Below are 22,519 nucleotides of genomic sequence, written 5' to 3' on the forward strand. Positions count from 1 at the left end.
ACGCGGGCCTACTCGGTGACCATCACAGGATCAACCGGGAAGGTACGCCTGCCGCGCTCCTCCCGTCGTCGATCCACAGGTCTTGAGCATTGCTCGCTGCACACGATCGAGGGGCGGTCCCAGGAAGACCGCCCCTGACGGGCATCAGCCCACTACACTCACCGCGCAGCCTTCTGATCAGGCAAAACGTCGAAGTCCTGCTGGAGTACTAGCTGTCCCTGTGCAGACCGTCTCCCCTGAGGGCGGCGTCGCAAGACCTTCGGCGACGCCCGCCTCTGCGCGGCCATCGCCGACCGGATCACCTTCCGCTGCACCCTGATCCAGACCGGCACCGAGTCCTACCGCTACCAGGCCACCCAGGAATCCCTCTTCCCAGCCCCGAACTGACGCACTGTTGGGCGAATCTCTGCGTGAGCACGTAGGCGGGGTCGGCGTCACCGGGGGTGGACATGAGGGCTGGGCAGGGGCTGGGTGGGCAGCGGTCAACAACATCGCCTGAGTCCCTCATCGCCGCCTTCACCCAGGAGAACGGCATCGTCGACGCGCCTCTCTTGTCCGACTACAGAATCAGCAACGGTGGCACTGGTGCCACCATGGATTCGGATGCCAGGCTCATGGCAGACCCCCGTCGAGGTGTCCTAGCGTCGATCCCATGAAACGCAATCGCCGTATCAGCGCTGTCGCGGTGCTGACGCTCGCCGCCCTCATCACCGGAACCGGCGCCGGGTTCGCCGCCACGACCACACCGTCGGCCACACCGGTGGCCACGCACGCGTTCGACACCGCACCGGCCACGGCCACGGCCACCGCGCCCACGCCGTCCTTCCACGGCACGCTCCCCGCGCCGACCGGCCCCTACGCCGCCGGCGAGGACATCATCCACCTCACCGACACGAGCCGCCTCGACCCGTGGGTGCCGTCGTCCGGCCCCCGCCAACTGACCGTCACGATGGTCTACCCCGCCGTCCCCGGGACCGGGACTCCGGCCCCTTACATGACCGTCGCCGAGGCAGCCGGAATCACCGAGCGCCGGAAGATGCCGGCGAGCTACGGCGTCACCCCGCAGACCCTTTCCAGCGTCACCACTCACGCCTTCGACGGCGCGCGGCCGCAACGCGGCAAGCATCCGCTGGTGGTCCTCTCAGCCGCGTCCGAGAACCCGCGCATGATGCTCACCTCGCTCGCGACCGACCTGGCCAGTCACGGCTACGTCGTCGCGCTCGTCGGCCACACCTACGAGGACAGCGGCGAGACGCTGGCGAACGGCCAGACGCCGCCGTGCGCGATCTGCGACCACCCGGAAACGATCGACTTCGACGCCGAAGCTGTCAGCCGCGGGCGGGACGTGTCCTTCGTGATCGACCAGTTGACGCACGGCAACACCGCGTGGCGCCTGGCACACCTCATCGACAAGCACGAGATCGGCATGGCCGGACACTCCCTCGGCGGAGCGGCGGCGGCCGCCACGATGATCGCCGACCCGCGAGTACGGGCCGGAGTGGACATGGACGGCACCTTCCACCCGGTCCCGATGCCCGGCCAGATCAACCGGCCCTTCCTCATGCTGGGTAGCGACGGCCACACGCCCGGCAGCGGCGACAGCATCGTGGGGCGGGCCTGGGCCGCCCTCGGCGGCTACAAGAAGTGGCTGACGGTCGCCGGCGCCGACCACTTCAGCTTCTCCGACCTGGACGTGCTTCAGGAGCAGGCCGGGTTCCCGACGGGGCCCCTCTCCCCGGAACGCGGGGTGGTGATCACCCGCGAGTACGTGACGGCGTTCTTCGACCAGACGCTGAAGGGGATCCACAGTCCGCTGCTGGACGGCCCCTCGCCGAACAATCCGGAAGTAGCCTTCCAGTCCTAGTGCAGCGCCGCGTTGATCCTTCGGGGGTTCATGCGGCTTTGAGTGGGCTGCCGTCGTAGGTCCGGCGGTAGGGCTTGGCGTCGTGTTCGTCGTAGGCCAAGACGAAGGTGTCGATGGCCGCGGCCAGTTCGTTGCGGGAGGCGAACTGGCGCTGATCACCGCCGCGTTCGCACCGGGGCATAGTGCCTGTTCCACCGGGCCCGGTTACCTGCCAGCGGCCAGCAGAAGTCGACCTACCGACCCGAGATGCTGTCCGCCCACAGGCCGAGATCAAGATCTACAGCTGGTACTAGGTTCACCATGAGATCGGGTACAGGTTTCATGGCACCGTCCTCCTGCGGTGCCCTAGCGTCGTGCCATGACGATTCCAGCTGGACTGAGACGCACGGTCCTCCGGGCGCGGCGGGACACCGGCTTTCTTGTCGCTGGTGTGCTGCCGCACCTGGCGCTGGTGCCCGTGTGGGCCTGGGCGGCGGCGACTACCGCCAAGACGGGGAACTGGCTCCTTACGGTTTCCGTGTCGGCCGCCCTGGTCCTGCTCGGCACCCCGGTGCTGACGGCCGTTCAGCGGGCTCGCTACCGGGTGCTCATCGGTGTGGACGTCCCCCGGCTCACCCCCACCGCGCCGGAACAATGGACGTGGGCCTCGACCGCCCGGCGGCTCGCGGCGGCGCGGCCTTGGCGCAAGATCGGCTACCACCTCCTGCTGGGCCCGCTGCTCGCGCTGCTGGAGCTGCTGGTGCTCGCGGTGGCAGCGGCGTGCCTGGCGGGCGTCATCGCCTACACCTGGTCATGGGCGCTGCCAACCGGAATCCGCCAGGACTGGTTCGGCTACCTGACCCAGCTGCCGGCGTACACAGGGGCTGGACTCCTCCTCCTGTGCGCCCTGCCCTGGACCGCGCGGGCAGTAGCCCGGGCCGAGGCGCGGCTGGCGTTGGGCCTGCTCGGGCCCAGCCAGACGCAGCGGCTCCAGGAGCGGGTCGATCAGCTGGCCGTGAGCCGGACCGACTTGATCGAGGCCGTCGACGCGGAGCGCCGCCGGATCGAGCGCGACCTGCACGACGGCACCCAGCAGCGGTTGGTGTCTCTCGCGGTCAACCTGGGTCTGGCCATTGCCACCCGCCCGGACCTGCCGAGTGATGCCCGCGAGGTGATCGCGAGAGCGCACCTGGAGGCGAAGGAGGCGATCGCCGAACTCAATGACCTGGTGCGGGGGCTGCACCCGGCCGTGCTCGAAGACCGAGGTCTGGACGCGGCGTTGTCCGGGCTGGCTGCCCGCACGCCCCTGCCGGTGCGGCTGCGGGTCAATCTGGAGGAGCGGGTGGCGCCCAGCGTGGAGTCGGTCGCGTACTTCGTGATCTCTGAGGCGCTGACCAATGCGACGAAGCACGCCAACGCGATGCGTGCAGAGGTGATAGTCCGTCAGGTCGGCGAGGTGCTGCGAGTGCGCGTTACCGACGACGGGCTGGGCGGTGCCGACGCCGCCGCCGGCACGGGGCTGACCGGGCTGGCCAAGCGGGTCGGCTCCCTCGACGGGGCCTTCCACGTCAGCAGCCCCGTTGGCGGGCCCACCACCATCACCGCGGAGCTGCCATGCGCGCGGTGATCGCCGAGGATTCGGTGTTGTTGCGGGTTGGCCTGATCAAGGTGCTGGAGATGGCCGGGTTCCAGGTCGCCGCGGAAGCCGGCGACGCGGAGGGGCTGTTGGCGGCAGTGGCGGAGCACCGGCCCGAACTCGCCTTGATCGACGTCCGGATGCCGCCCGGCTTCACCGACGAGGGGGTGCGGGCGGCGATGGAGATCCGTCGGCGCTGGCCGGGGACGCCGGTGGTGCTGCTTTCGCAGTACGTGGAGGAGCGGTACGCGGCTGACCTGCTGTCTGCGAACACCAGCGGTGTGGGCTACCTGCTCAAGCAGCGGGTTGCCGATGTCGCCGACTTCGTGGCGGCGGTCCGGCGAGTGGCGGACGGGGGCACGGCCCTGGACCCGCAGGTCGTCGCCCAGTTGCTGCTGCGGCGCGACAGCGACCCGCTCGCGCGGCTGACCCCCCGCGAACGGGAGGTGCTCGGCCTGATGGCCGAGGGGCGCTCCAATGCCGGCATCGCGCAGGCGCTGGTGGTCAGCGAGAGCGCCGTGGCGAAGCACATCAACAACATCTTCGCCAAGCTTGACCTGCCCGTGGTCGACGCGGACCACCGCCGCGTCCTGGCCGTGCTGCGGTTCCTCGGAACGTCCCGGGCCTGACCTTCCCATCCGTGATCACGATCTACGGCTGGAGTAAGCGGCAGCCCGGGCTCCCGCCCCCGAGCCATGGGGCTCCGGGCGCCCGTACATGCAGTGGACGAGGGCGCCGGCCTTCACACGGGTGTGGCCCATCTCCAGCCCCGAGGCATCAGGACGGTAGCCACCGGTTCACCCCACTACACGCTGCGCGACTCCCCGTCGGACGCCGTGCCGACGGGGTCGGGCACGGCGCCGTTGCGCGCCCGCCTGGCACGGTACTCCGCCTCGTAGGCAGCGGCCAGGGGCAGGGCGGCGGAGGTAAGCCCCAGTGCGAGCACGACCGGGGTGACGTAGCCGGGGACGGTGTCGACGGCGTAGCTGCGACCCCCGGGGACGTGGCAGACGAAGTCGATCGGCAGGTAGTCGACTTCGTAGCCGTCGACCTCGACGGCCTTCTCCATCCCGGCCGCCCGGCAGGGCCGGATCGGGGAGGAGTCCGTTCCGCCGTCCTCGCCCTCCAGGACGGCGAGGCCGACGTGCAGCGCACCCCAGACATACATGGCGACGGCGCCGGCGCCCGCGAGGGCGGCGAGGCCGCGAACGGTCCGAGGTCGGCCGTCGCGGCGGCGGGCCAGGGTGGCGCAGCCGTATCCGCCGAGTCCGAAGGCGACGACCGGCCCGGCCAGGATGATCAACAGAAGGACCACGACCCCCACCCCCTCGGGCGCCGCCGTCCGGCGCCGCACAACAGGATCATAGGATCACCCGAACTCGCGCCCGAGTACCCGTTGGAGGACGCCTCGCGTGCCCGGACCGGCCCGGGGACGCGGAGTTCGCGGCTCAGCCGCAGGCCGCCCGCCGGTCCGCCACGCCCCGGAGTGGCCGTGTTGCCCGAAAGGGCAACTCGCATCGCCCTTTCGGGCAGGCGTCGCCATCCGCCGCCCGGGCCTTCTCCATCGCCGCGGCTCCGGCACAGGTCACTGCCGGTCCGGGTGGTCACAGCAGCACCATCCGGCTCCCCCGGAACAAGGGTTGACACCGCAAGTTGGTCTAGTCCACCGTAGGGGAAAGCACGTTCGACGAGGCGGAAAGTCCTGGCGAGACGCCCTGCCGGACAGGCGAGTTGGCCCACGACTCCGCATGTCCGCAGGCGGTGTCAACGACCCGCGAGGGGCGCCCAGCACCAGAAGGAGGAAGGAACCCCGACCCTGTCTCCGCGGGCGACCGCAGCACGCGCAGCGACGCAGCAGCACCTGCAACGGCACCTGCAACAGCAACAGCGCCCCCAGCCACGGCGTGACCGTGAGAACCCGCCCGGGAACCGCGCGCACCGCAACCCTCCCTGACGGCCCGGCAGCCCTGCCCGGGCCGTCACGCCCCGACCCACGGACGGCGGGCCCGGCCGCCCGGCCTCAGCCCGGCCTCGACCCGACCTCCCCCAGTACCCCTTCACGCCGGTCCGTTCGCGCCCACCGGCCGGTACCGCCGCTCCTCCTTCGAACGCCACATCGGATCCGCAAGCGCCGGCCCCCGTCCGCACACACGCCGGTCCATGGCGCCCCTCGACACCACCACACGCCCACACGCCCACATTCCCGCACGCCCATGCGGCCACACGCCCACACTCCCGCGCGCGCCCGGCCGGACGCGACCGCCACGAACCCACCGCCAGGCCGCAGTTCACGCCTGGCCGCACGAAGTATTCCGATCCTTGGAGTGATTGCATGCCGACCCCTGACGGATATCTCTACCGGGCCGCGTCGGACCGTCCGTACTTCAGCAACGACGGCGAGGCCTACCTCGCCCGGACGCCGCTGAAGGACATCGAGAAGTCCCGGCCACTGCGCGTGCTGTCCGAGGCGGACTTCGACTTCTGGCAGACCTACGGCTACGTGGTCGTGAAGGAGGCGATCCCCGCCGAGGCCGCCGAGCGCCTGCTGGACTTCGCCTGGGACTTCCAGGGGCTCGACCCGGAGCGGCCGGAAACCTGGTACGAGGAGCGGGAGTTCCGTGACGAGCTGGACCAGCACCTGCACGTCTACGGCTTCGTGGAGGCGTACCAGCACCAGTTGCTCTGGGACAGCCGCCAGGCGCAGCGGGTCTACGACGCGTTCGTCGACGTCTGGGACTGCGAGGAGCTGTGGGTCACGCTGGACCGGCTCAACCTCAACCCGCCGAACGTGAAGAACCGTGACCGCGCGCTGATCGAGCCGACCGACGAGGGCTTCGACATCGAGCTGCACTGGGACGTCGACACCACCCAGGGCATGCTGCCGCAGCGCGTCCAGGGCATCATCGCGCTCAACGACACCCGGCCCGACCACGGCGGCTTCCAGTGCAACCCGGAGCTGTTCCGGCAGTTCAACCAGTGGCAGGCCGCCCAGCCGGCCGGCCGGGACCCGATCCGGCCCGCCGTCGACCGTGCCGAGTTCCCGGTGGTCCGGCCCGAGCTGAGCGCCGGCGACCTGCTGATCTGGAACGGCATGCTGGCCCACGGCGTGGCCCGGAACACCTCGGCGAGCGGCGTCCGCGCGGTCCAGTACCTGTCGATGATGCCGGCGCTGGAGGAGCACGAGGAGCTGAAGCGCTCGCGGATCGAGTCCTGGCGCGACCTCTCCACGCCGACCTGGAACAAGACGCTCGTCGGGGACGCGCGCCGGCACGAGTCGCTGCGATACGGCCGCGCGGAGCTGAACGGCCTCGGCGCCAAGCTGCTCGGCCTCGACCCCTGGCACGAGCAGGACCAGAAGCCCGCCACCGACCAGGTCCCCCAGCAGACCGAGACGCAGGACGCCGAAGGGTGAACCGGAGAACCGGCATGCACAGGATCTGCCTGACCCTTCCCACCAACCGGCCCTGTGCCGACACCATTTCGGCGATCGGCGAGGAGGCGGCGTACGCGGCCGAGCAGTTCGGCGTCGAGGTCCACCTGCTGGTCCTGGACTCCTCGGACGAGCCGACGTTCGCCGTGCACGCCAAGGCGGCCGCCGCGCTGCCCGCGGCGCCGAACGTGATCGTGCACCACCTCGACGAAGCCCGCCAGCGCGCGTTCCTGCGGGCGGTGATCCACCGCTCCGGCGTCACCGAACCGGACACCGTCCTCGGCCTGATGCTCCCCGACGCCGTCTCCTACGGCGCCTGCACCAACCGGGCGTTCCTGCTCGCCGCCGCCCTCGGCTGCACCTCCGTCCACCGCCGGGACTCTGACAGCACCTACCAACTCCGCGACGGCAAGCCGGTGTTCCCGATCCACCACGAGCTGCTCTCGCTCGGCAAGCGGGCCGCCGACGCGATATCCGGCGTCACCCACAACGCGCTCGACCCGGCGCACGCCGAAAAGCCGGTGGCCATGGTGGGCAGCTCCTTCATCGGTGAACTCTCCGTCGACATCGGCGAGATCAGGGAGCTGGATCCGGCCCTCTACTACGAGGTGGTGGGCCTCTGGGCCCCGGCCGGGGCGTCGGAGGAGGAGAAGCGGGAGCTGGTGGACGACTCGTTCGTCGGCGCCGGCACCGAGCCGTTCACCGCCGACCGGTCGGTGCTGGACCTCCCCGACATCTGGCGGGTGGACATGTGCAACCTCGGCCTCGACCACGAGGTGTACGAGCGCGTCCCGCTGCCGCCCGCGACCGACACCATCGGCAGCGACTACTTCCTCCTCCACGTGGTCCGCGACGCGACACTCCCCGGCGTCGTCCACAACCGCAACATCGTGAACCACTACACCCCGGAACGGCGGACCGGCTTCGGATTCACCGCCTACCAGGTGCGGTTCACCAAGTTCCTGCTGTCCATGCTCTACCTCTACCCGGTCTACGTCGACATGGAGGAGGCGCTCGACGCCCTGCTCGACGAGGAGCACCACATCCGCGTCGACGCGATCCTCGACTCGGTCCGCCGCAGCATCGGCACCGACCGCGCCGAGAACCACCGCCGGCTCGCCGTGCTCGACTGCTGCTACCGGCAACTGGGCGGCAAGTATGCCGAGTTCGCCGACCATCTGGCCCCCAGGCGCGAGCAGCTGCTGGACGAGGCGCAGGCCGACGCCGAGTCCTTCGCCCGGCTGATCGAGGCCTGGGGCCCGCTGGTGCGGGCGAGCCGGGCCATCGGCCTCGACCGGCCGGCCCGGTAGCCGGGGGTGCTGGAGTTGTTGACGATGCATCAGAAGAGACCCCTCGGCAGTGCCACCCTGCGCGCCGCCCTGGCCGCGGCCACCGACGACCGGATCGTCTACGACCTCGACGGCATCGCGGGCCAGTACGCGGCGCTGCTGCGCGAACTGCCCGGCATCACCGTCCGGTTCGCCATGAAGGCGTGCCCGGTCGACGAGGTGCTCGCCACCCTGGCCCGGTCGGGCGCCGGCTGCGACGCCGCCAGCCCGTACGAGATCGGGCAGGCGCTGCGGGCCGGCGTCCCGGTCGGGCGGATCCACTATGGCAACACCATCAAGTCCGACCGGAACATCGCCGAGGCGTACCGGCTCGGCGTCCGCGACTTCGCGACGGACAGCCTGGCGGACGTCGCGGCGCTGGCCGTCCACGCCCCGGGCGCCCGGGTGTTCTGCCGGCTCGCTACCACCGGGGAGGGGGCACTCTGGGGCCTCAGCCGGAAGTTCGGCTGCTCGCCCGAGGACGCCGTCCTGGTCCTGGAGGCGGCGCGGGCGGCGGGGCTGACGCCGTCCGGCCTCTCCGTCCACGTCGGTTCGCAGCAGATGACCTCCGGGGCCTGGCAGAGTGCGCTGGACGAACTAATCGCCCTGGTCGAGATGTTGAACGGCCGGGGCATCCTGCTGGACCACGTCAACCTCGGCGGCGGCCTGCCCGCCCTCGGCGTCCTCGACAAGCGGGGGCGGGTACTCGACCCGCCGGTGGACAAGATGTTCGCCGTGATCCGGGAGGGCATGCAGCGCCTCCGGGAGGTGTCGGCCTCGCCACTGGAGTTCCTGATGGAACCCGGCCGCCACCTGGTCGCCGACCACGGTGCCATCCGGGCCCACGTCTCCCGCCTGTCGGCGCGGCAGCAGCTCTCCGGCGAGCGGCAGCACTGGCTCTACCTGAGCTGCGGCAAGTTCAACGGCCTGTACGAGATGGACGAGTTGCAGTACCGGCTGGAGTTCCCCACCCACGCCTCCGGAGCGAACGGCTGGGCCGGCGAGCCCGGCGATCTCGGCGGGGCCGGCCAGGACAGCCAGGCCGGCCAGGACGTGCCCGCCGTCGTCGCGGGCCCGACCTGCGACAGCGACGACGCGTACGCCCACGAGGACGGCCTGGTCCGGGTGCCGCTCGCCGCCGCCTCGGGGGACCCGGTCTGGATCTTCTCCTGCGGTGCGTACGCCACCGCCTACATGACCCAGGGCTTCAACGGCTTCCAGCCGCTTCCGTACACCTGCATCCGCGGTGGCGACGTCTCAACGGGAGGTTCCGAGTAGATGTCCGACGACATCCGCATCCGCCGGCTGGCCGCCGGCGACTGGGACGGCGTGGTCGCGCTGGAGGAGCGCGCCTACGCCGCGAGCGGCCTGTCCGAGGGCCGGGCCGCCCTGGAGTCCCGGGGCCGCGCCTCGCCCGGCTCCTGCTTCGCCCTGGAGTACCGGGGCCGGTTCGGCGGCTACCTGCTCGCCCTGCCGTACCCGCTGTTCCGGTGCCCGGACCTGAGCCTGGCGGAGGCGTCCGGCGACCTGGCGGAGGCATCCGGCGGCCCGGCAGAGGCATCCGGCGGCCTGCCCACCGGGCCGGTCGGCAGCCAGGCGAACATGCACGCGCACGACCTCGTCATCTCCGAGGAGCTGCGCGGCCGCGGGCTGGCGCCGCTGATGCTCAACCACCTCGCCGAGACCGCACGGGCCCGGGGGTACGCCACCATCTCGCTGGTGGCCGTCCGCGGCAGCGAGGTCCTCTGGGCCCCGCTCGGCTACCGGGCCAGTCCCGAGGTCGCGCTCCCGGCGAGCTACGGCGACCGCGCGCTCTACATGTCGATGGCCCTGTCACCCCTGCAGCCCGTCCCGGCCGCCACCACCATCACCGTCGCGGCAGGGGCCGGGACCGGGGCAGGCGCCGGAGCCACCCCGCACACCACCGACCCGCTGGCCGGGTCACCATCGAGAGTCGAAGTGGGCTGATGCACATGTTCCGCGTTCGCGATGACTACCGCCGGGCACAACTGGCCATCGCGGCACTGTTCCTCTTCCTCGGCTTCCAGTACGCGACCTGGGTCTCGCGCCTCCCCGCGCTCCGCACCCGGCTCGACCTGAGCGAAGCCGAGATCGGCCTGCTGCTGATGGTCTGCGGCATCGGCGCCGCCGCCTCCTTCCCGCTCGTCGCCGTCCTGATGAAGCGGCTGGGCTCGCGCGTGCTGGCGTCCGTCTCGGCGCTCGCGCTGGGCGCCGTCCTGCTCGCCCTCTCCGTGGTGCCGAACTACCCGGTCACGCTGCTGGTCGTGTTCTGTGACGGCGTCGCCGTCGGCTGCCTGAACGTCGCGATGAACGCGCAGGGCGCGGCGCTGGAGGTCAGGTACGAGCGGACCGCGATGTCCCGGCTGCACGCGACGTTCAGCGGCGGCTCGCTGCTGGCCGCACTGCTCGCCTCCGGCATCAACGCCTTCACCACCACCCTCGCCGTCCACTTCGGCGTGGCGACCGCGCTGCTCGTCCTGGTGCTCGGCCTCGCCCAGCCGGGGCTGCTCCGGGAGGACCGACCCGCCGAGGAGACCGCCCCGGACGAGCCCGCGACGGAGAAGCGCCGCAAGCTCTCCCTCCCCTCCCGGGTGACGATCTGGATGGGCCTCGCCATGGTGTTCGGCACCGTCACCGAGGGTGCGATGAACGACTGGTCGGCGCTCTACATCAAGGACGTCGTGCACGCCGCGCCGTCGCTGGCGCCGATGGGCATCGCGGTCGTCTCGGTGATGATGGTGCTGGCCCGGATCTTCGCCGACGGCTGGCGCAGCCGCATCGGCGACGGCCTGATCGTCCGGGTGGGCAGCGTGCTGGCCGGGGCCGGCCTGGCGCTCGCCCTGCTGGTCGGCGGCCTGGTGCCGACGCTCATCGGCTTCGCCTTCGTCGGCGTGGGCGTCGCCGCCGTGACCCCCTGCGTGTACGTGGCCGCGGCCCGGCAGGGCTCCGACGCGCTCTCGCTGGTCGCCGCCATGGGCACCACCGGCCTGCTGGCCGGCCCGGCCGTGATCGGCTTCATCGCCAGCGCCACCAGCCTGACCTGGGGCATGGGAGCGGTCGCCGCGTCGGCGGTGATCGTCTCGCTCTGCGCCACCCGGATCCGCTGGCCCGCGCTCAAGGAGCCCGCCGTACAGGAGAAGCCCGCCGTACAGGTTGAGCCCGCCGGCGACACCGCCCCGGGCACGGCAGCAGCCCTCACGGAGGCCTGAGCCACCCCAAGGTCCGTACGCCCCGGCCCCCGCCCTCACCGGGCGGGGCCCCTTGGCGTCCTGACATCCTGGCACCCCGGCGGAAACGCGGTGGAACCGGCGCCGCCCCGCTGGCTAGGGTCGAGGGATGACCACTCGCACCTTCCGCATCATGGTCCGCGGCGTCTTCGACGAACTCACCGCCGACCAGCGCGCCCGACTCCTCGCCCAGGCCGACGAGCACAGCATCCTGCGTGCGGCCTTCACCCCCGAGGGCCACCTCAGCTACGACCTCACCGCCCGTACCGCCTTCACCTTCCGCTTCCTCGACTCCGGCGAGGCGGAGGAGGACATCCTGGACGCGACCGATCGCGCCGAGGAGGCGGCGAAGGCCTGGCTGGCCGAACGCGGCTTCGGCTACAAGAACCTGCGTTCCCAGGCCGAGGACCTCTCCCAGGCGGCCCTCGGCAAGCGGCAGCGCCGCGCCGCCGCCGGCCGCACCGACTGACGCCGACCCCCTCCCCCCCTTCTGCCCGTCCTTGACTGCTCAGTCCGCTGATATACTTGAGCAGTCAAGGAGGCAGCAATGAGTGAGACCCTGGACGCATCCCTGCGCCTGCTGCGCGCACAGGCGGCACTGGTGAAACGGTTCGACGCGAGCCTGAGCGGTCTGCACGGCGTGAGCCTGGCCGACTTCACCCTGCTGCTCCGCCTCGGGCAGGCGCCCGGCGGCCGCCTGCGCCGGGTGGACCTCGCGGAGGCACTCGGCCTCACCGCCTCCGGCGTCACGCGCGGGCTGGCCCCGCTGGAGCGCATCGGCCTGGTGACCCGCGAGTCGGACGCCCGTGACGCCCGGGTCGCCTACGCCTCGCTCACCGACACCGGCCGTGAACGGCTCACCGACATGCTGGCCACCGCCCGGCACGTGGCCGACGAGGTGTTCGCCGCGCCGCAGTGGAGCCCCCAGGACGTCGGCCTGCTCTCCGAGCTGACCACCCGCCTCGGCGGCACCGGCCTGGACACCACCCCATCGGCCGGCACCCGCCGCCCGCAGACGTAGCCCGTAGCCCGTAGCCCGCAACCCGCACTGACCGGATCGTTCCGCACCCGGCCCCGATGATGCCTTCAGGCACGCGCCCGCAGCCACCATGATCGAGACATGAACAGCGCACTCGTCGTCATCGACGTCCAGGAGTCCTTCCGGCAGCGGGCCAACTGGGCGGCCGTCTCCAACCCCGGCATCGTCGGCCAGGTGAACCGCCTCGTCGAGCACACCCGCGCCAACGGCGACCTCGTCGTCTGGGTGCTGCACGCCGAGCCCGGCACCGGCAACGTCTTCGACCCCGCCCTCGGCCACGTCCGCCCGATCGATGGCCTCGCCCCCGCCGCCGGCGAGCCCGTCATCACCAAGACCTCGCACAACGCTTTCACCACCACCAACCTCCAGCAGCTCCTCACCGAGCGCGGCATCCGCGAACTGGTCGTCAGCGGCATCCGCACCGAGCAGTGCTGCGAGACCACCACCCGGATCGCCGCCGATCTCGGGTACCGGGTCACCTTCGTCACCGACGCCACCGCGACCCACCCCATCGAGCACCGCGACGCCCCGCCCGGGCGCAGCCTGGACGAGATCCTCGCCGACCCGCGCACCCTCTCCACCGACGAGGTCATCGCCCGCACCGAGTACGCTCTGGCCGGGCGGTTCGCCCGGGTCGCCACCGTCGAGGAGCTGACCGGATCGTGACGCGCGTCGTCTTCCTGCTCGTGCCGCAGCTGCACCTGCTCGACCTCGCCGGGCCCGCCCAGGTGCTCTCCACCGCGGCCGATCACGGCCTCGGGTACGAGACCGGCTACGTGGCCGAGCAGGAGGACGTCCCGACCGCCCAAGGCCTCACCCTCCGGGCCGCCACCGCGTGGCCCGAGCTGACCCCCGACGACCTGATCGTCGTCCCCGGCTGGCGCGCCCCCGTGCTGCGGGCCAACGGCGAGCTGAGGCCCGCCACCCTGGCCCGCCTCGCCGGTCACCACGCGGCGGGCGGCACCGTCGCGAGCGTCTGCGCGGGCGCCGACGCCCTCGGCCGCGCCGGGCTGCTGGACGGCCGCCGCTGCACCACCCACCACGACGTGCAGGACGAACTCGCCCTCCGCCACCCGCGGGCGACGGTCGTCCGCGACGTGCTGTACGTGGTGGACGACCGCGTGGTCACCTCCGCCGGCATCGCCAGCGGCATCGACCTCGCCCTGCATCTCGTCGCCGTCCGCCACGGGCCCGCGGCCGCCGCCCGGATCGCCCGCGAGATGGTCGTCTACGCCAGGCGCAACGGCGACGAGCAGCAGACCAGCGCCATGCTCCGGCACCGCGGTCACCTCGTCGACGCCGTCCACCGCGTGCAGGACCTCATCGACGCCCGCTTCACCACCCGCCTCGGCCTCGCCGGCCTCGCCGCGGCCTCCGGCGTCAGCGAACGGACCCTGACCCGCCACTTCACCGAGGCCACCGGGCTCACCCCGCTCCGTTACCAGCAGGAACTCCGGGTCGAACGCGCCGAACACCTCATCGCCCACGGCGAGACCGCCGAATCCGCCGCCCGGGCCGTCGGCTTCCAGGACGCCCGCATGCTCCGCCGCCTCCGCGCCCGCGGCTGAGGCGCTGCCGTCCGGACCGCACTGCCGGAAGCCTCCCGACAGTGCCAGAATGAGCGCTGACATCAGGTCAACCACTCCCCCGGGCGGATCCGTTGAGCGCAGAAATCGCCGAACTCCTGACCCAGGCCGGCCCCTACCTGACGGGCGCCCTGGGCGCCTACGGCACCGCCGTCCTCACCCGCGCCGAGGACGCCGCGGCCGACGCCACCGCCAACGCCGGCCGCCGCCTGCTCCAGCGCGTCTGGCACCGCGGCGACGCCACCCGGCGCGCCGAGCTGGAGGCGGTGGTCGTGGACGCGGACGAGGACCCGGACGCCGTCGCATCGGCACTGCGCCTGCACCTGCGGCGCGCCCTGCGCGAGGACCCGGACCTCCGCCGCGACCTCGCCGAGTTCCTCGCCGCCCAGCCGGCGCCCACGATCACCATCACCGCCACCGGCGAACGCTCCATCGCCGCCTACACCATCGGCACCGCCATCACCGGCGACGGGCATCACACCGACTCGTGACCGACGCCGCCGCCACGTCCGACCCCGCCGACCCCGCCGCCGCCGCGTCCGCCACCGCCGCGGGCCTGCGCTCGATCGCCGCCGGTTCGATCGGCACCGCCATCACCGGCAACGTCGTCCTGGCCGCCGACGCGCTCACCTCCGCCCGCGACACCCCGGCCCCGCCCGGCACCAACAACCTCGGCCCGCGCCCGCTCTGCGTCGGCCGCGAGGACGAACTCGCCTGGCTGCGGCGCGTGCTGGCCGCCGACGGCAGCTCCGCCGTCACGCAGGCGCCGACCGTCCACGGGCTCGGGGGCATCGGCAAGACGACCCTCGCGCTGTACTACGCCCACCGCCGGCGCGACGACTACGCCCTCATCTGGTGGATCAACGCCGAATCCCCCGCCCGCATGGAACAGTCCCTCGCCGCGCTGACCGCACGGCTCGCCCCCACCTGGGCCGCCCAGGCCGCCGAGCAGGAACGGATCACCTGGGCGCTCAACTGGCTCCACTGGCACCCGGGGTGGCTCCTCGTCCTCGACAACGCCGAGGACCCGCGCGACCTTCGCCCCTACCTGGGCTCCCTCACCGGCGGCCACCTCCTCATCACCACCCGCCGCGCCACCGGCTGGCCACGCGCCGTCCCCACCCGGGCGCTCGGCACCCTCGCCCCCGGCGAAGCCGCCGCCCTCCTCTGCGACCACGCCTTCGACGGCGCCGAACCCACCCCGCGCCAACTCCTGGACGCCCGCGCCCTCGCCGCCGACCTCGGCCACCTCCCGCTCGCCCTCGACCAGGCCGGCGCCTACCTGGCACAGAACCGCACGGTCTCCATCGACGCGTACCGCCGCAAGCTGGCCGGCAAGCTCGACCGAGCCGCCGAAGGCACCGACGCCGAACGCACCATCGCGCGCGTCTGGAGCCAGACCCTCTCCGCCCTCACCACCCGAGCCCCCCTCGCGATCAATGTGCTCCACACACTCGCCTGGCTGGCCCCCGACGACATCCCCGTCACCCTGCTCCGGCACCTGGACGACGAGGACGACTCACTCGCCGAGGCACTCGGCGCCCTCGGCAGCTACAGCATGATCACCCTCACCCCGGAGACCGTCTCCATCCACCGCCTCCTCCAGACCGTCCTGCGCACCGCCCCCGGCCACCCCGGCCGCACCCACGCCGAACACGCCCTCACCGCCGCCTTCAACGCCCTCACCGAGCCACCCGAGTACCTCCCGGCCCCCGCCTGGGACGCTCTCGTCCCCCACCTCATCGCCCTCGCCGCCACCACCCCGCCCGGCCACCACGACGATCCGGCCGTCGAGCACTACAACACCGCCGCGCGGTACCTCCGTCTCCGCCGCCACAACGCCCGCACCATCGCCCTGCGCGAGGCCCATCTCGCACACTGCGAGCGGACCCTCGGGCCGGCGCACCCCAGCACCCTGAGCCGCCGCGGTGACCTCGCCTACGCCTACGAGAACGCCGGCGACTTCCAACGCGCCCTCCCCCTCTACGAAACCACCCTCGCCCAGAGCCGACAGGTCCTGGGTGACACCCACCCCGACACGCTGAACAACCGCAGCTACCTCGCCTTCGCCTACCGGTCGGCGGGCGACGTCGAACGCGCCATCGCACTTTTCGAGGTCACCCTTGCCCAGGCCGAGCGGACCTTCGGCGACAACCACCCCAAAACTCTCAACAGCCGAACAAACCTCGCCTACGCCTACCGGAGCGCGGGCAAACTCGAACGCTCCATCGCGCTGCATGAGACGATCCTCGCCCAACGCGAGCTGGCCCTCGGTGACACCCACCCCGACACGCTGAACAGCCGCAGCGACCTCGCCTACGCCTACCGGAGCGCGGGCAAACTCGAACGCGCGATCGCGCTCTACGAAACCACCCTCACCCAACGCGAACAGACCCTCGGGAACACCCACCCCCACACCCTGCAGACCCGCAGCGACCTCGCCTACGCCTACGAACGCGTCGGCGATCACGAACGCGCGATCGCGCTCTACGAAAACACCCTCACCCAACACGAACAGACCCTCGGGAACACCCACCCCCACACCCTGACCAGCCGGAGCAACCTCGCCTACGCCTACCAGAGTGCGGGCGACCCCGAACGCGGCCTCGCACTCTTCGAGGTCACCCTTGCCCAGCGCGAGCAGGTCTTCGGCGACAACCACCCCGACACGCTGAACAGCCGCGACAGTCTCGCCTTCGCGTACCGGACGGTGGGCGACCTCGAACGCGCCATCGCGCTCTACGAAAACACCCTCGTCCAACGCGAACACGTCCTGGGAGACAACCACCCCGACACCCTGCACACCCGCAGCAGCCTCGCCTACGCCTACCAAACCGCGGGCGACCTCGAACGCGCCATCGCGCTCTACGAATACACCCTCGCCCAATGCGAACACGTCCTGGGAGACAACCACCCCGACACCCTGCACACCCGCAGCGACCTCGCCTACGCCTACGAACTCGTCGGCGACCTCGAACGCGCCATCCCCCTCTACGAAACCACCCTCACCCAACGCGAACGGACCCTCGGCGACGCCCACCCCCACACACTGCGCAGCCGCAAGCTCCTCGCCCGAGCCCGCGCACACCTCGACGAGCGTCACACCCGCCCCTGACCCACCGGCCCCGTCCCACCCCAGCACCACCCCCGCCGGCACGTCGTCTACCACCGCAGCCCGCTCGGCGACCGGCTCACCGCCGCCCACCCTCACCCTCGGCCTGAACGAGCGCGACGGCCACCGCCCGTACCTCGCCTACCGGTCGTACCACGAGGGCGGCCGCCACACCGCCCTCGGTGCGGACGTGTACTGCGCCGACCCGCCCATCGAAGAGCTTCGCACCCAGGCCGCCGCTCTCCTCATCGCGCTCGCAGCGCCCTGACGGCCCAGTCCAGCACGGGCGCCGAACTCTCCGGAGCCGCCCAGCCGTTGACCACCGCGAGCAGCTCCAGGTAGCGCTCCCGCCGCGGGTCGTTGATCCGCTCCAAGCGCGCCACCAACTCGTCCTCCCCGTCCACGAGTTGCGCGCACCGCAGGACAATCTCGGCGGCCACCTCCCCCGCCCGCGAGGAGCCGGGCACGACCCCCGCCGCCACCGCCGGACCGGCCGACTCCCGTACTACCGCTGCCAGATGGCGGCGAAGCACCGCGTCACCCACCCGCGCCCGCTCGGCCGCCTCGTCCTCGACCAACCGCCGCAGCACGGCCCGGAACTCCGCATCCCGCAACAGCTCGGCCAACTCCAGCCACGCCTCCACCTGTTCGGCCGTCGGATCGTCCGGCAGCTCGGGCGTCAGCGAGCGCCGTACGCCGTCGAACCCGTCGAACCCGTCGAACCCACCGGGCCCACGATTCCCCCCACTCCTGTCCCTACCGCCCCTCCCGTCCCTCCCGCCGAACACCGCATCCAGGAACTCCCCCGTCAGCCGGTGCCGTTCACCCTCCGAGAGCCGTGCCAACCGGTGCATCAGATTCGTCTCCTCCTCGGTCGATCCGCGCCGCGCCACCGCCGTCAGCACCGCCCGCCGCAGCCGCAGCACCCGAATCTGCACCTCCAGGGCCTCGGCGTGCGCCGCGGCGACCTCCGGCAGCGGGCGTTCCCGCTCCACCACCTGCCGGATCGCCGGGAGCCCGAGCCCCAGCTCGCGCAGTGTCCGGATCAGGTCCAGGCGGGCGACCGCGTCGACGCCGTACCGTCGGTGACCGGCCGGGTTGCGGCCGGTCGGGGCCACCAGCCCCTGGTCGGAGTAGAACCGGACGGTCTTCACCGTGAGCCCGGTCCGCCGCGCCAGATCACCGATCGAATAGAGCGTGTCGCCGTCCATGCCCCCACCCTCGCGCCTCCCCCTACGGGAGATGCAAGCCCGCCCGCCGAACGCCCCACCGAAACGCCGGGGCGCCGAGCACCGGCCGCCACGCGACCAGTCCTCGGCGCCCCTTTGACACCCTGCCCCGACCGCCTACGCGGTCCGCCGCAGCAGTGCCAGGTACATCGCGTCCGTCCCGTGCAGGTGCGGCCAGAGCTGCACGTCCGGCCCCTCGCCCAGCGACGGGACGCCCGGCAGCAGCGGGCGCGCGTCGATCCACTCGACCCGGCCTCCCTGCTCGCGCAGCACGTCGTCCACCACCGCGCGCGTCTCCGCGAGGTGCGGCGAGCAGGTCGCGTAGCCGACGACGCCACCGACGCGGGTGGCGTCGATGGCCGAGCGCAGCAGGTCCCGCTGGAGCGGGCCGACGGCGGCGATGTCCTGCGGGCGGCGGCGCCAGCGGGCCTCCGGGCGGCGGCGCAGCGCGCCGAGGCCGGAGCAGGGGACGTCCACGAGAACCCGGTCGAAGCCGCCGGGCTTCCACGCCGGCCGGGTGCCGTCGGCGGCGATCACGGTGTACGGGCCCGGGTTGCCTTCGAGTGCGCGGGCGACCAGCCGGGCGCGGTGCGGCTGCTTCTCGCTGGCGACCAGGGCGGCGCCGCGCTCGGCGGCCAGTGCGCCGAGCAGCGCGGCCTTGCCGCCGGGGCCGGCGCAGCCGTCCAGCCAGAGCCGGTCGGGGCCGTCGAGGGGCGCGGCGGCGAGTGCGAGCGCGACCAGCTGGCTGCCCTCGTCCTGGACGCCGGCCCGGTTCTGCTGCACGGCCTCCACCGAGCCGGGGTCGCCGCCTTCGGCGAGCCGCAGCGCGTACGGGGACCAGCGGCCGGACTCGGCCTCGGGGAGGGCTTCGGCGAGTTCACCGACGGTGGCCCGGCCGGGGCGGGCCACCAGGGTGACCTCGGGCCGTTCGTTGTCGGCGCGCAGCAGCTCTTCCACGGCGGCGCGTCCGGAGGCGTCGGGCTGCCAGCGGCCGAGCGAGTCCCAGAGGGCGGCGACGACCCAGCGGGGGTGGGAGTGGACGACGGCGAGGTGGTCCTCGGCGTCCTGGTCGTACGGCGGGGCGACCTGCCCGATCCAGGTGTCGAGGTCGTGGGCGCTGATCCGGCGCAGCACGGCGTTGACGAACTTGGCCTTGCCGTCGCCGAGGACCACCCGGGCCAGTTCGACGGTGGCCGAGACCGCCGCGTGGCTGGGGATGCGGGTGGTGAGGAGCTGGTGCGCGCCGAGCGAGAGCACGTCGAGCACCGGCGGGTCGACCTTGCTGAGCGGGCGGTCGATGCAGGCGGCGATGACCGCGTCGTAGGTGCCCTGCAGGCGCAGGGTGCCGTAGACGAGTTCGGTGGCGAGGGCGGCGTCGCGCCGGTCCATGCCCTTCTGCTCGGCCTCGCGGAGCAGGGAGGGCAGGATCAGGTTGGCGTAGGCGTCGCGCTCGTCGACGGCGCGCAGGGCGCGGAAGGCGACGATCCGGGCCGGGTCCTTCTTGGGACGGCGGTGCGGGCGGGGCGCGCGCTTGGCGCCGGGGGTGCTGCTGGGCGTGCTCATACCTGTGTGCCTCAAAGTGCTGCGGGGTTATCAAGGGAACAGTAACGCGAAACCCGCGCCCGGGCTCCCAGGCCCGGCTTCCGGCGCTCTCCGCCGCCTGTTCGTCCAAGTAGGGTGATCATCTGCCCGCCGGGGAGGCGGGCCGACGACAAGGGGGTTCGACGGGAATGAGTTCACGCCTGGTTTCGGGACGGGTTTCGGGAGTTCCGGGACGGATCGCGGCCGCCGCCGCGGCGCTGCTGCTGGCCGGCGCCTGCAGCAGCGGGGGCGGCGGCCAGAGCGGCGGCAACAGCCAGGGCGGCACCGGCGGCACCACGGGAACGGCCACGGCGACAGCAACGCCCACCGCCTCGGCCACGCCCCGCAAGAGCTTCGACCCGCCGTCCGCGTTCGACCGGGCCAAGGGCGTGCCGTTGCCCGTCCAGGCCAAGGCCTCCGCGGTCCTCCTCGACGGCCTGACCGCCTACTTCCCGGCCAAGGAGGGCCTCCAGGCGGTCGACCTGACCACCGGCCAGGTGGTCGGCACGGCCGCCACCCAGCAGCCCTCCGGTCTCGCCGAGGTCCCGGTACTCGCCGAGGTGGGCGGCAAGCGCCTGGTGATCGGTTCCTTCCCGGAGCTCGTCCACGGCCAGGGCACCGCCGTGGACCACGCGGTCGCAGAGCTGGTGGCCATGGACGCCGGCACCCGCGCGCCCGCCTGGTCGCTGCCGCTCGACCTGCCCCAGGGCTTCGCCGAGTCCAAGTACGCGACCCTGCTCGGCGTGCGCGGCAACACGGCCGTGGTCGCCGTCTCGGACTCCGACCACGGCGCCGTCCTCGCCGTGGACCTCGCCACCAGGAAGACCCTCTGGACCCAGAACGGCTTCTTCGGCGCCGCACTCACCGAGGGTCAGATCGTCGGCATCGTCACCCAGGACGGCGTCAGGCAGAAGCTGTCGGCGCTCAACCTCGCCGACGGCAAGACCGCGTGGAACGCGGAGGCCGACTCGTACCAGACGACGGTGCGCCCGGGCGGGCCGGCCACCGTGGTCGTCCAGGGCCGGGACTACGGCTCGGCCAAGAACTTCGCCTGGCTGGTGGACGGCACCACCGGCAAGCGGACGCTCGACTTCTCCGGCGGGTTCACGCACGTCTGCACCTACGACGGCCGCTCGGTGACCGTCTGCGCCACCGACTCCACGGCCTTCGCGGTCGAGCCCGCCACCGGCAAGGTGCTCTGGAAGCTCCCGGACGACGCGAACACCCGCGTCGCACCGAGGGTCACCGCGGTCCGGCACGGCGTCGTCTACGGGACCACAAAGAACGGCCCGGTCATGCTGGACGCCTCCACCGGCCAGGACCGGCCCAGCAGCCCCCAGCTCGCGCCGGTCGCCGTCAACGAGTACGTCGGCCTCGCCCCGGCCGAGGGCACCGGCCAGGTCCTCACCGCCTACCCCGCCACCGGCTGACTCCCGCACGGGTGGCGGCCCGGCGCGGCCGGCCCGCCACCCGGTCAGTCCTCGCCGACGAGGCCGAACCGCTCGCCGGACTCGATCCGCGCCCCCCGGGCCCAGTCCGCGGCCCGCATCGCCTTCTTGCCCTGCGGCCGCACCTCGCCCAGCTCGACCTCGTGGCTGCCGGTGCCGACCCGGACGCTGTTCTTGCCGACGGCCAGCTCGCCGGGTGCGAGCGCCGACGAGTCCGTCACCAGCTTGACGGGGCCGGTGACCTTGAGCCGCTCGCCGCGGAATGTGGTCCAGGCGCCGGGGGCGGGGGCGCAACCGCGCACCACCCGGTCGACGCGGAGCGCGGGGTGGGCCCAGTCGATCCGGGCGTCCTCGACGGTGATCTTCGGCGCGAGTGTGATGCCCTCGGCGGGCTGCGGGACGGCGTGCAGGGTGCCGTCGGCGATGCCGTCCATGGTGGCGGTGAGCAGGTGGGCGCCGGAGTGGGCGAGCCGGTCGAGCAGTTCGCCGCTGGTGTCGGTGGCGCGGATCTCCTCGGTGAGGCGGCCGAAGACCGGGCCGGAGTCCAGTCCCTGTTCGATCAGGAAGGTGGACGCGCCGGTGACCTCGTCGCCGGCCAGCACCGCGTGCTGGACGGGGGCGGCGCCGCGCCAGGCGGGGAGCAGCGAGAAGTGCAGGTTGACCCAGCCGTGCTTGGGGATCTCCAGCGTGCCGGGGCGCAGCAGCGCGCCGTAGGCGACCACCGGGCAGCAGTCGGGGGCGAGTTCGGTGAGGCGGGCGACGAACTCCGGGTCGCTGGGCTTCGCCGGCTTGAGGACCTCGATCCCGGCCTCCTCGGCGCGCTGGGCGACGGGGCTGGCGACCAGCTTGCGGCCGCGTCCGGCGGGGGCGTCGGGGCGGGTGACCACCGCGACGACCTCGTGCCGGTCGGAGGCGAGCAGGGCGTCCAGGGCGGGAACGGCGACCTCGGGGGTGCCGGCGAACACGAGGCGCATCAAGTGCCTTTCTGGTGGCGGAAGTTCAAACAGTCAGAACTGAAGGAAAGAGGCTGGGGCCGGCC

The 22,519-nt window shown here is 72.5% G+C and carries 20 protein-coding genes and 1 pseudogene; 16 read left to right on the plus strand and 5 right to left on the minus strand.

The features are described from left to right. Positions 1-264 precede the first annotated feature (264 nt). Both ACZ6NC_RS12475 and ACZ6NC_RS12480 read left to right on the plus strand, forming a co-directional pair. Positions 265-387: pseudogene (locus ACZ6NC_RS12475) on the plus strand (hypothetical protein); the annotation flags it as partial. Between the two features lie 265 nt (positions 388-652). After that, positions 653-1,864, plus strand: coding sequence for an alpha/beta hydrolase family protein (locus tag ACZ6NC_RS12480; protein ID WP_465731766.1), 1,212 nt, complete (start codon positions 653-655; stop codon positions 1,862-1,864). Between the two features lie 28 nt (positions 1,865-1,892). On the opposite strand, the gene ACZ6NC_RS12485 is transcribed toward ACZ6NC_RS12480, so the two are convergent. Then, positions 1,893-2,045, minus strand: coding sequence for a hypothetical protein (locus tag ACZ6NC_RS12485; protein ID WP_465731768.1), 153 nt, complete (start codon positions 2,043-2,045; stop codon positions 1,893-1,895). Positions 2,046-2,222: 177 nt separating this feature from the next. Between ACZ6NC_RS12485 and ACZ6NC_RS12490 the strand changes: the two genes are divergently transcribed. Next, positions 2,223-3,470 (plus strand): sensor histidine kinase, encoded by a 1,248-nt coding sequence (locus ACZ6NC_RS12490; RefSeq protein ID WP_465731770.1) that lies wholly within the window; start codon positions 2,223-2,225, stop codon positions 3,468-3,470. Beyond that, a complete protein-coding gene (locus ACZ6NC_RS12495; protein WP_465731772.1) occupies positions 3,458-4,108 on the plus strand; it encodes a response regulator in 651 nt (216 codons plus the stop codon). The genes ACZ6NC_RS12490 and ACZ6NC_RS12495 overlap by 13 nt, the downstream gene beginning before the upstream one ends. Positions 4,109-4,284: 176 nt before the next feature. Here the strand turns inward: ACZ6NC_RS12495 and ACZ6NC_RS12500 are convergent, their stop codons facing one another. Continuing rightward, positions 4,285-4,794, minus strand: a complete 510-nt coding sequence (locus ACZ6NC_RS12500) for a hypothetical protein (protein WP_465731774.1) — start codon at positions 4,792-4,794, stop codon at positions 4,285-4,287. Positions 4,795-5,811: 1,017 nt separating this feature from the next. Between ACZ6NC_RS12500 and ACZ6NC_RS12505 the strand changes: the two genes are divergently transcribed. From ACZ6NC_RS12505 to fxsT, 11 genes are all read left to right on the plus strand, one after another. Continuing rightward, positions 5,812-6,891 (plus strand): phytanoyl-CoA dioxygenase family protein, encoded by a 1,080-nt coding sequence (locus ACZ6NC_RS12505; protein WP_465731776.1) that lies wholly within the window; start codon positions 5,812-5,814, stop codon positions 6,889-6,891. Positions 6,892-6,905: 14 nt separating this feature from the next. Then, on the plus strand, positions 6,906-8,219 hold the full coding sequence (locus ACZ6NC_RS12510; protein ID WP_465731778.1) for a DUF6271 family protein: 1,314 nt from the start codon (positions 6,906-6,908) through the stop codon (positions 8,217-8,219). A gap of 24 nt (positions 8,220-8,243) precedes the next feature. Beyond that, a complete protein-coding gene (locus ACZ6NC_RS12515; protein WP_465731780.1) occupies positions 8,244-9,515 on the plus strand; it encodes a type III PLP-dependent enzyme in 1,272 nt (423 codons plus the stop codon). Continuing rightward, entirely contained in the window at positions 9,516-10,205 is a 690-nt protein-coding gene (locus tag ACZ6NC_RS12520; protein WP_465731782.1) for a GNAT family N-acetyltransferase, read from the plus strand. 5 nt (positions 10,206-10,210) lie between these two features. Further along, positions 10,211-11,467: an MFS transporter gene (locus tag ACZ6NC_RS12525; protein ID WP_465731784.1), complete on the plus strand. Its 1,257-nt coding sequence runs from the start codon at positions 10,211-10,213 to the stop codon at positions 11,465-11,467. A 127-nt stretch (positions 11,468-11,594) separates the two neighbouring features. Further along, positions 11,595-11,954: a DUF6204 family protein gene (locus tag ACZ6NC_RS12530; RefSeq protein WP_465731786.1), complete on the plus strand. Its 360-nt coding sequence runs from the start codon at positions 11,595-11,597 to the stop codon at positions 11,952-11,954. A gap of 78 nt (positions 11,955-12,032) precedes the next feature. Next, the gene (locus ACZ6NC_RS12535) at positions 12,033-12,506 is read left to right on the plus strand and encodes a MarR family winged helix-turn-helix transcriptional regulator (protein WP_465731788.1); all 474 of its coding nucleotides are present in this window, start codon (positions 12,033-12,035) and stop codon (positions 12,504-12,506) included. Between the two features lie 99 nt (positions 12,507-12,605). Then, on the plus strand, positions 12,606-13,190 hold the full coding sequence (locus ACZ6NC_RS12540) for a cysteine hydrolase family protein (protein ID WP_465731790.1): 585 nt from the start codon (positions 12,606-12,608) through the stop codon (positions 13,188-13,190). Continuing rightward, positions 13,187-14,092 (plus strand): GlxA family transcriptional regulator, encoded by a 906-nt coding sequence (locus tag ACZ6NC_RS12545; protein ID WP_465731792.1) that lies wholly within the window; start codon positions 13,187-13,189, stop codon positions 14,090-14,092. The genes ACZ6NC_RS12540 and ACZ6NC_RS12545 overlap by 4 nt, the downstream gene beginning before the upstream one ends. Positions 14,093-14,184: 92 nt before the next feature. After that, positions 14,185-14,601: a hypothetical protein gene (locus ACZ6NC_RS12550; RefSeq protein WP_465731794.1), complete on the plus strand. Its 417-nt coding sequence runs from the start codon at positions 14,185-14,187 to the stop codon at positions 14,599-14,601. Beyond that, a complete protein-coding gene (gene fxsT / locus ACZ6NC_RS12555; RefSeq protein ID WP_465731796.1) occupies positions 14,598-17,225 on the plus strand; it encodes an FxSxx-COOH system tetratricopeptide repeat protein in 2,628 nt (875 codons plus the stop codon). The genes ACZ6NC_RS12550 and fxsT overlap by 4 nt, the downstream gene beginning before the upstream one ends. A gap of 242 nt (positions 17,226-17,467) precedes the next feature. Here the strand turns inward: fxsT and ACZ6NC_RS12560 are convergent, their stop codons facing one another. Next, complete coding sequence (locus tag ACZ6NC_RS12560) at positions 17,468-18,433, minus strand: MerR family transcriptional regulator (protein ID WP_465731798.1); 966 nt, start codon at positions 18,431-18,433, stop codon at positions 17,468-17,470. Between the two features lie 135 nt (positions 18,434-18,568). Further along, complete coding sequence (locus ACZ6NC_RS12565) at positions 18,569-20,014, minus strand: RsmB/NOP family class I SAM-dependent RNA methyltransferase (RefSeq protein WP_465731801.1); 1,446 nt, start codon at positions 20,012-20,014, stop codon at positions 18,569-18,571. A 167-nt stretch (positions 20,015-20,181) separates the two neighbouring features. Between ACZ6NC_RS12565 and ACZ6NC_RS12570 the strand changes: the two genes are divergently transcribed. Beyond that, positions 20,182-21,462: an outer membrane protein assembly factor BamB family protein gene (locus tag ACZ6NC_RS12570; RefSeq protein WP_465731803.1), complete on the plus strand. Its 1,281-nt coding sequence runs from the start codon at positions 20,182-20,184 to the stop codon at positions 21,460-21,462. 44 nt (positions 21,463-21,506) lie between these two features. Here ACZ6NC_RS12570 and fmt read toward each other — a convergent pair whose 3' ends face one another. Then, positions 21,507-22,454 (minus strand): methionyl-tRNA formyltransferase, encoded by a 948-nt coding sequence (gene fmt / locus ACZ6NC_RS12575; RefSeq protein ID WP_465731805.1) that lies wholly within the window; start codon positions 22,452-22,454, stop codon positions 21,507-21,509. Positions 22,455-22,519: the final 65 nt, after the last annotated feature.

The sequence above is a fragment of the Kitasatospora sp. NPDC041988 genome, from assembly GCF_055588525.1.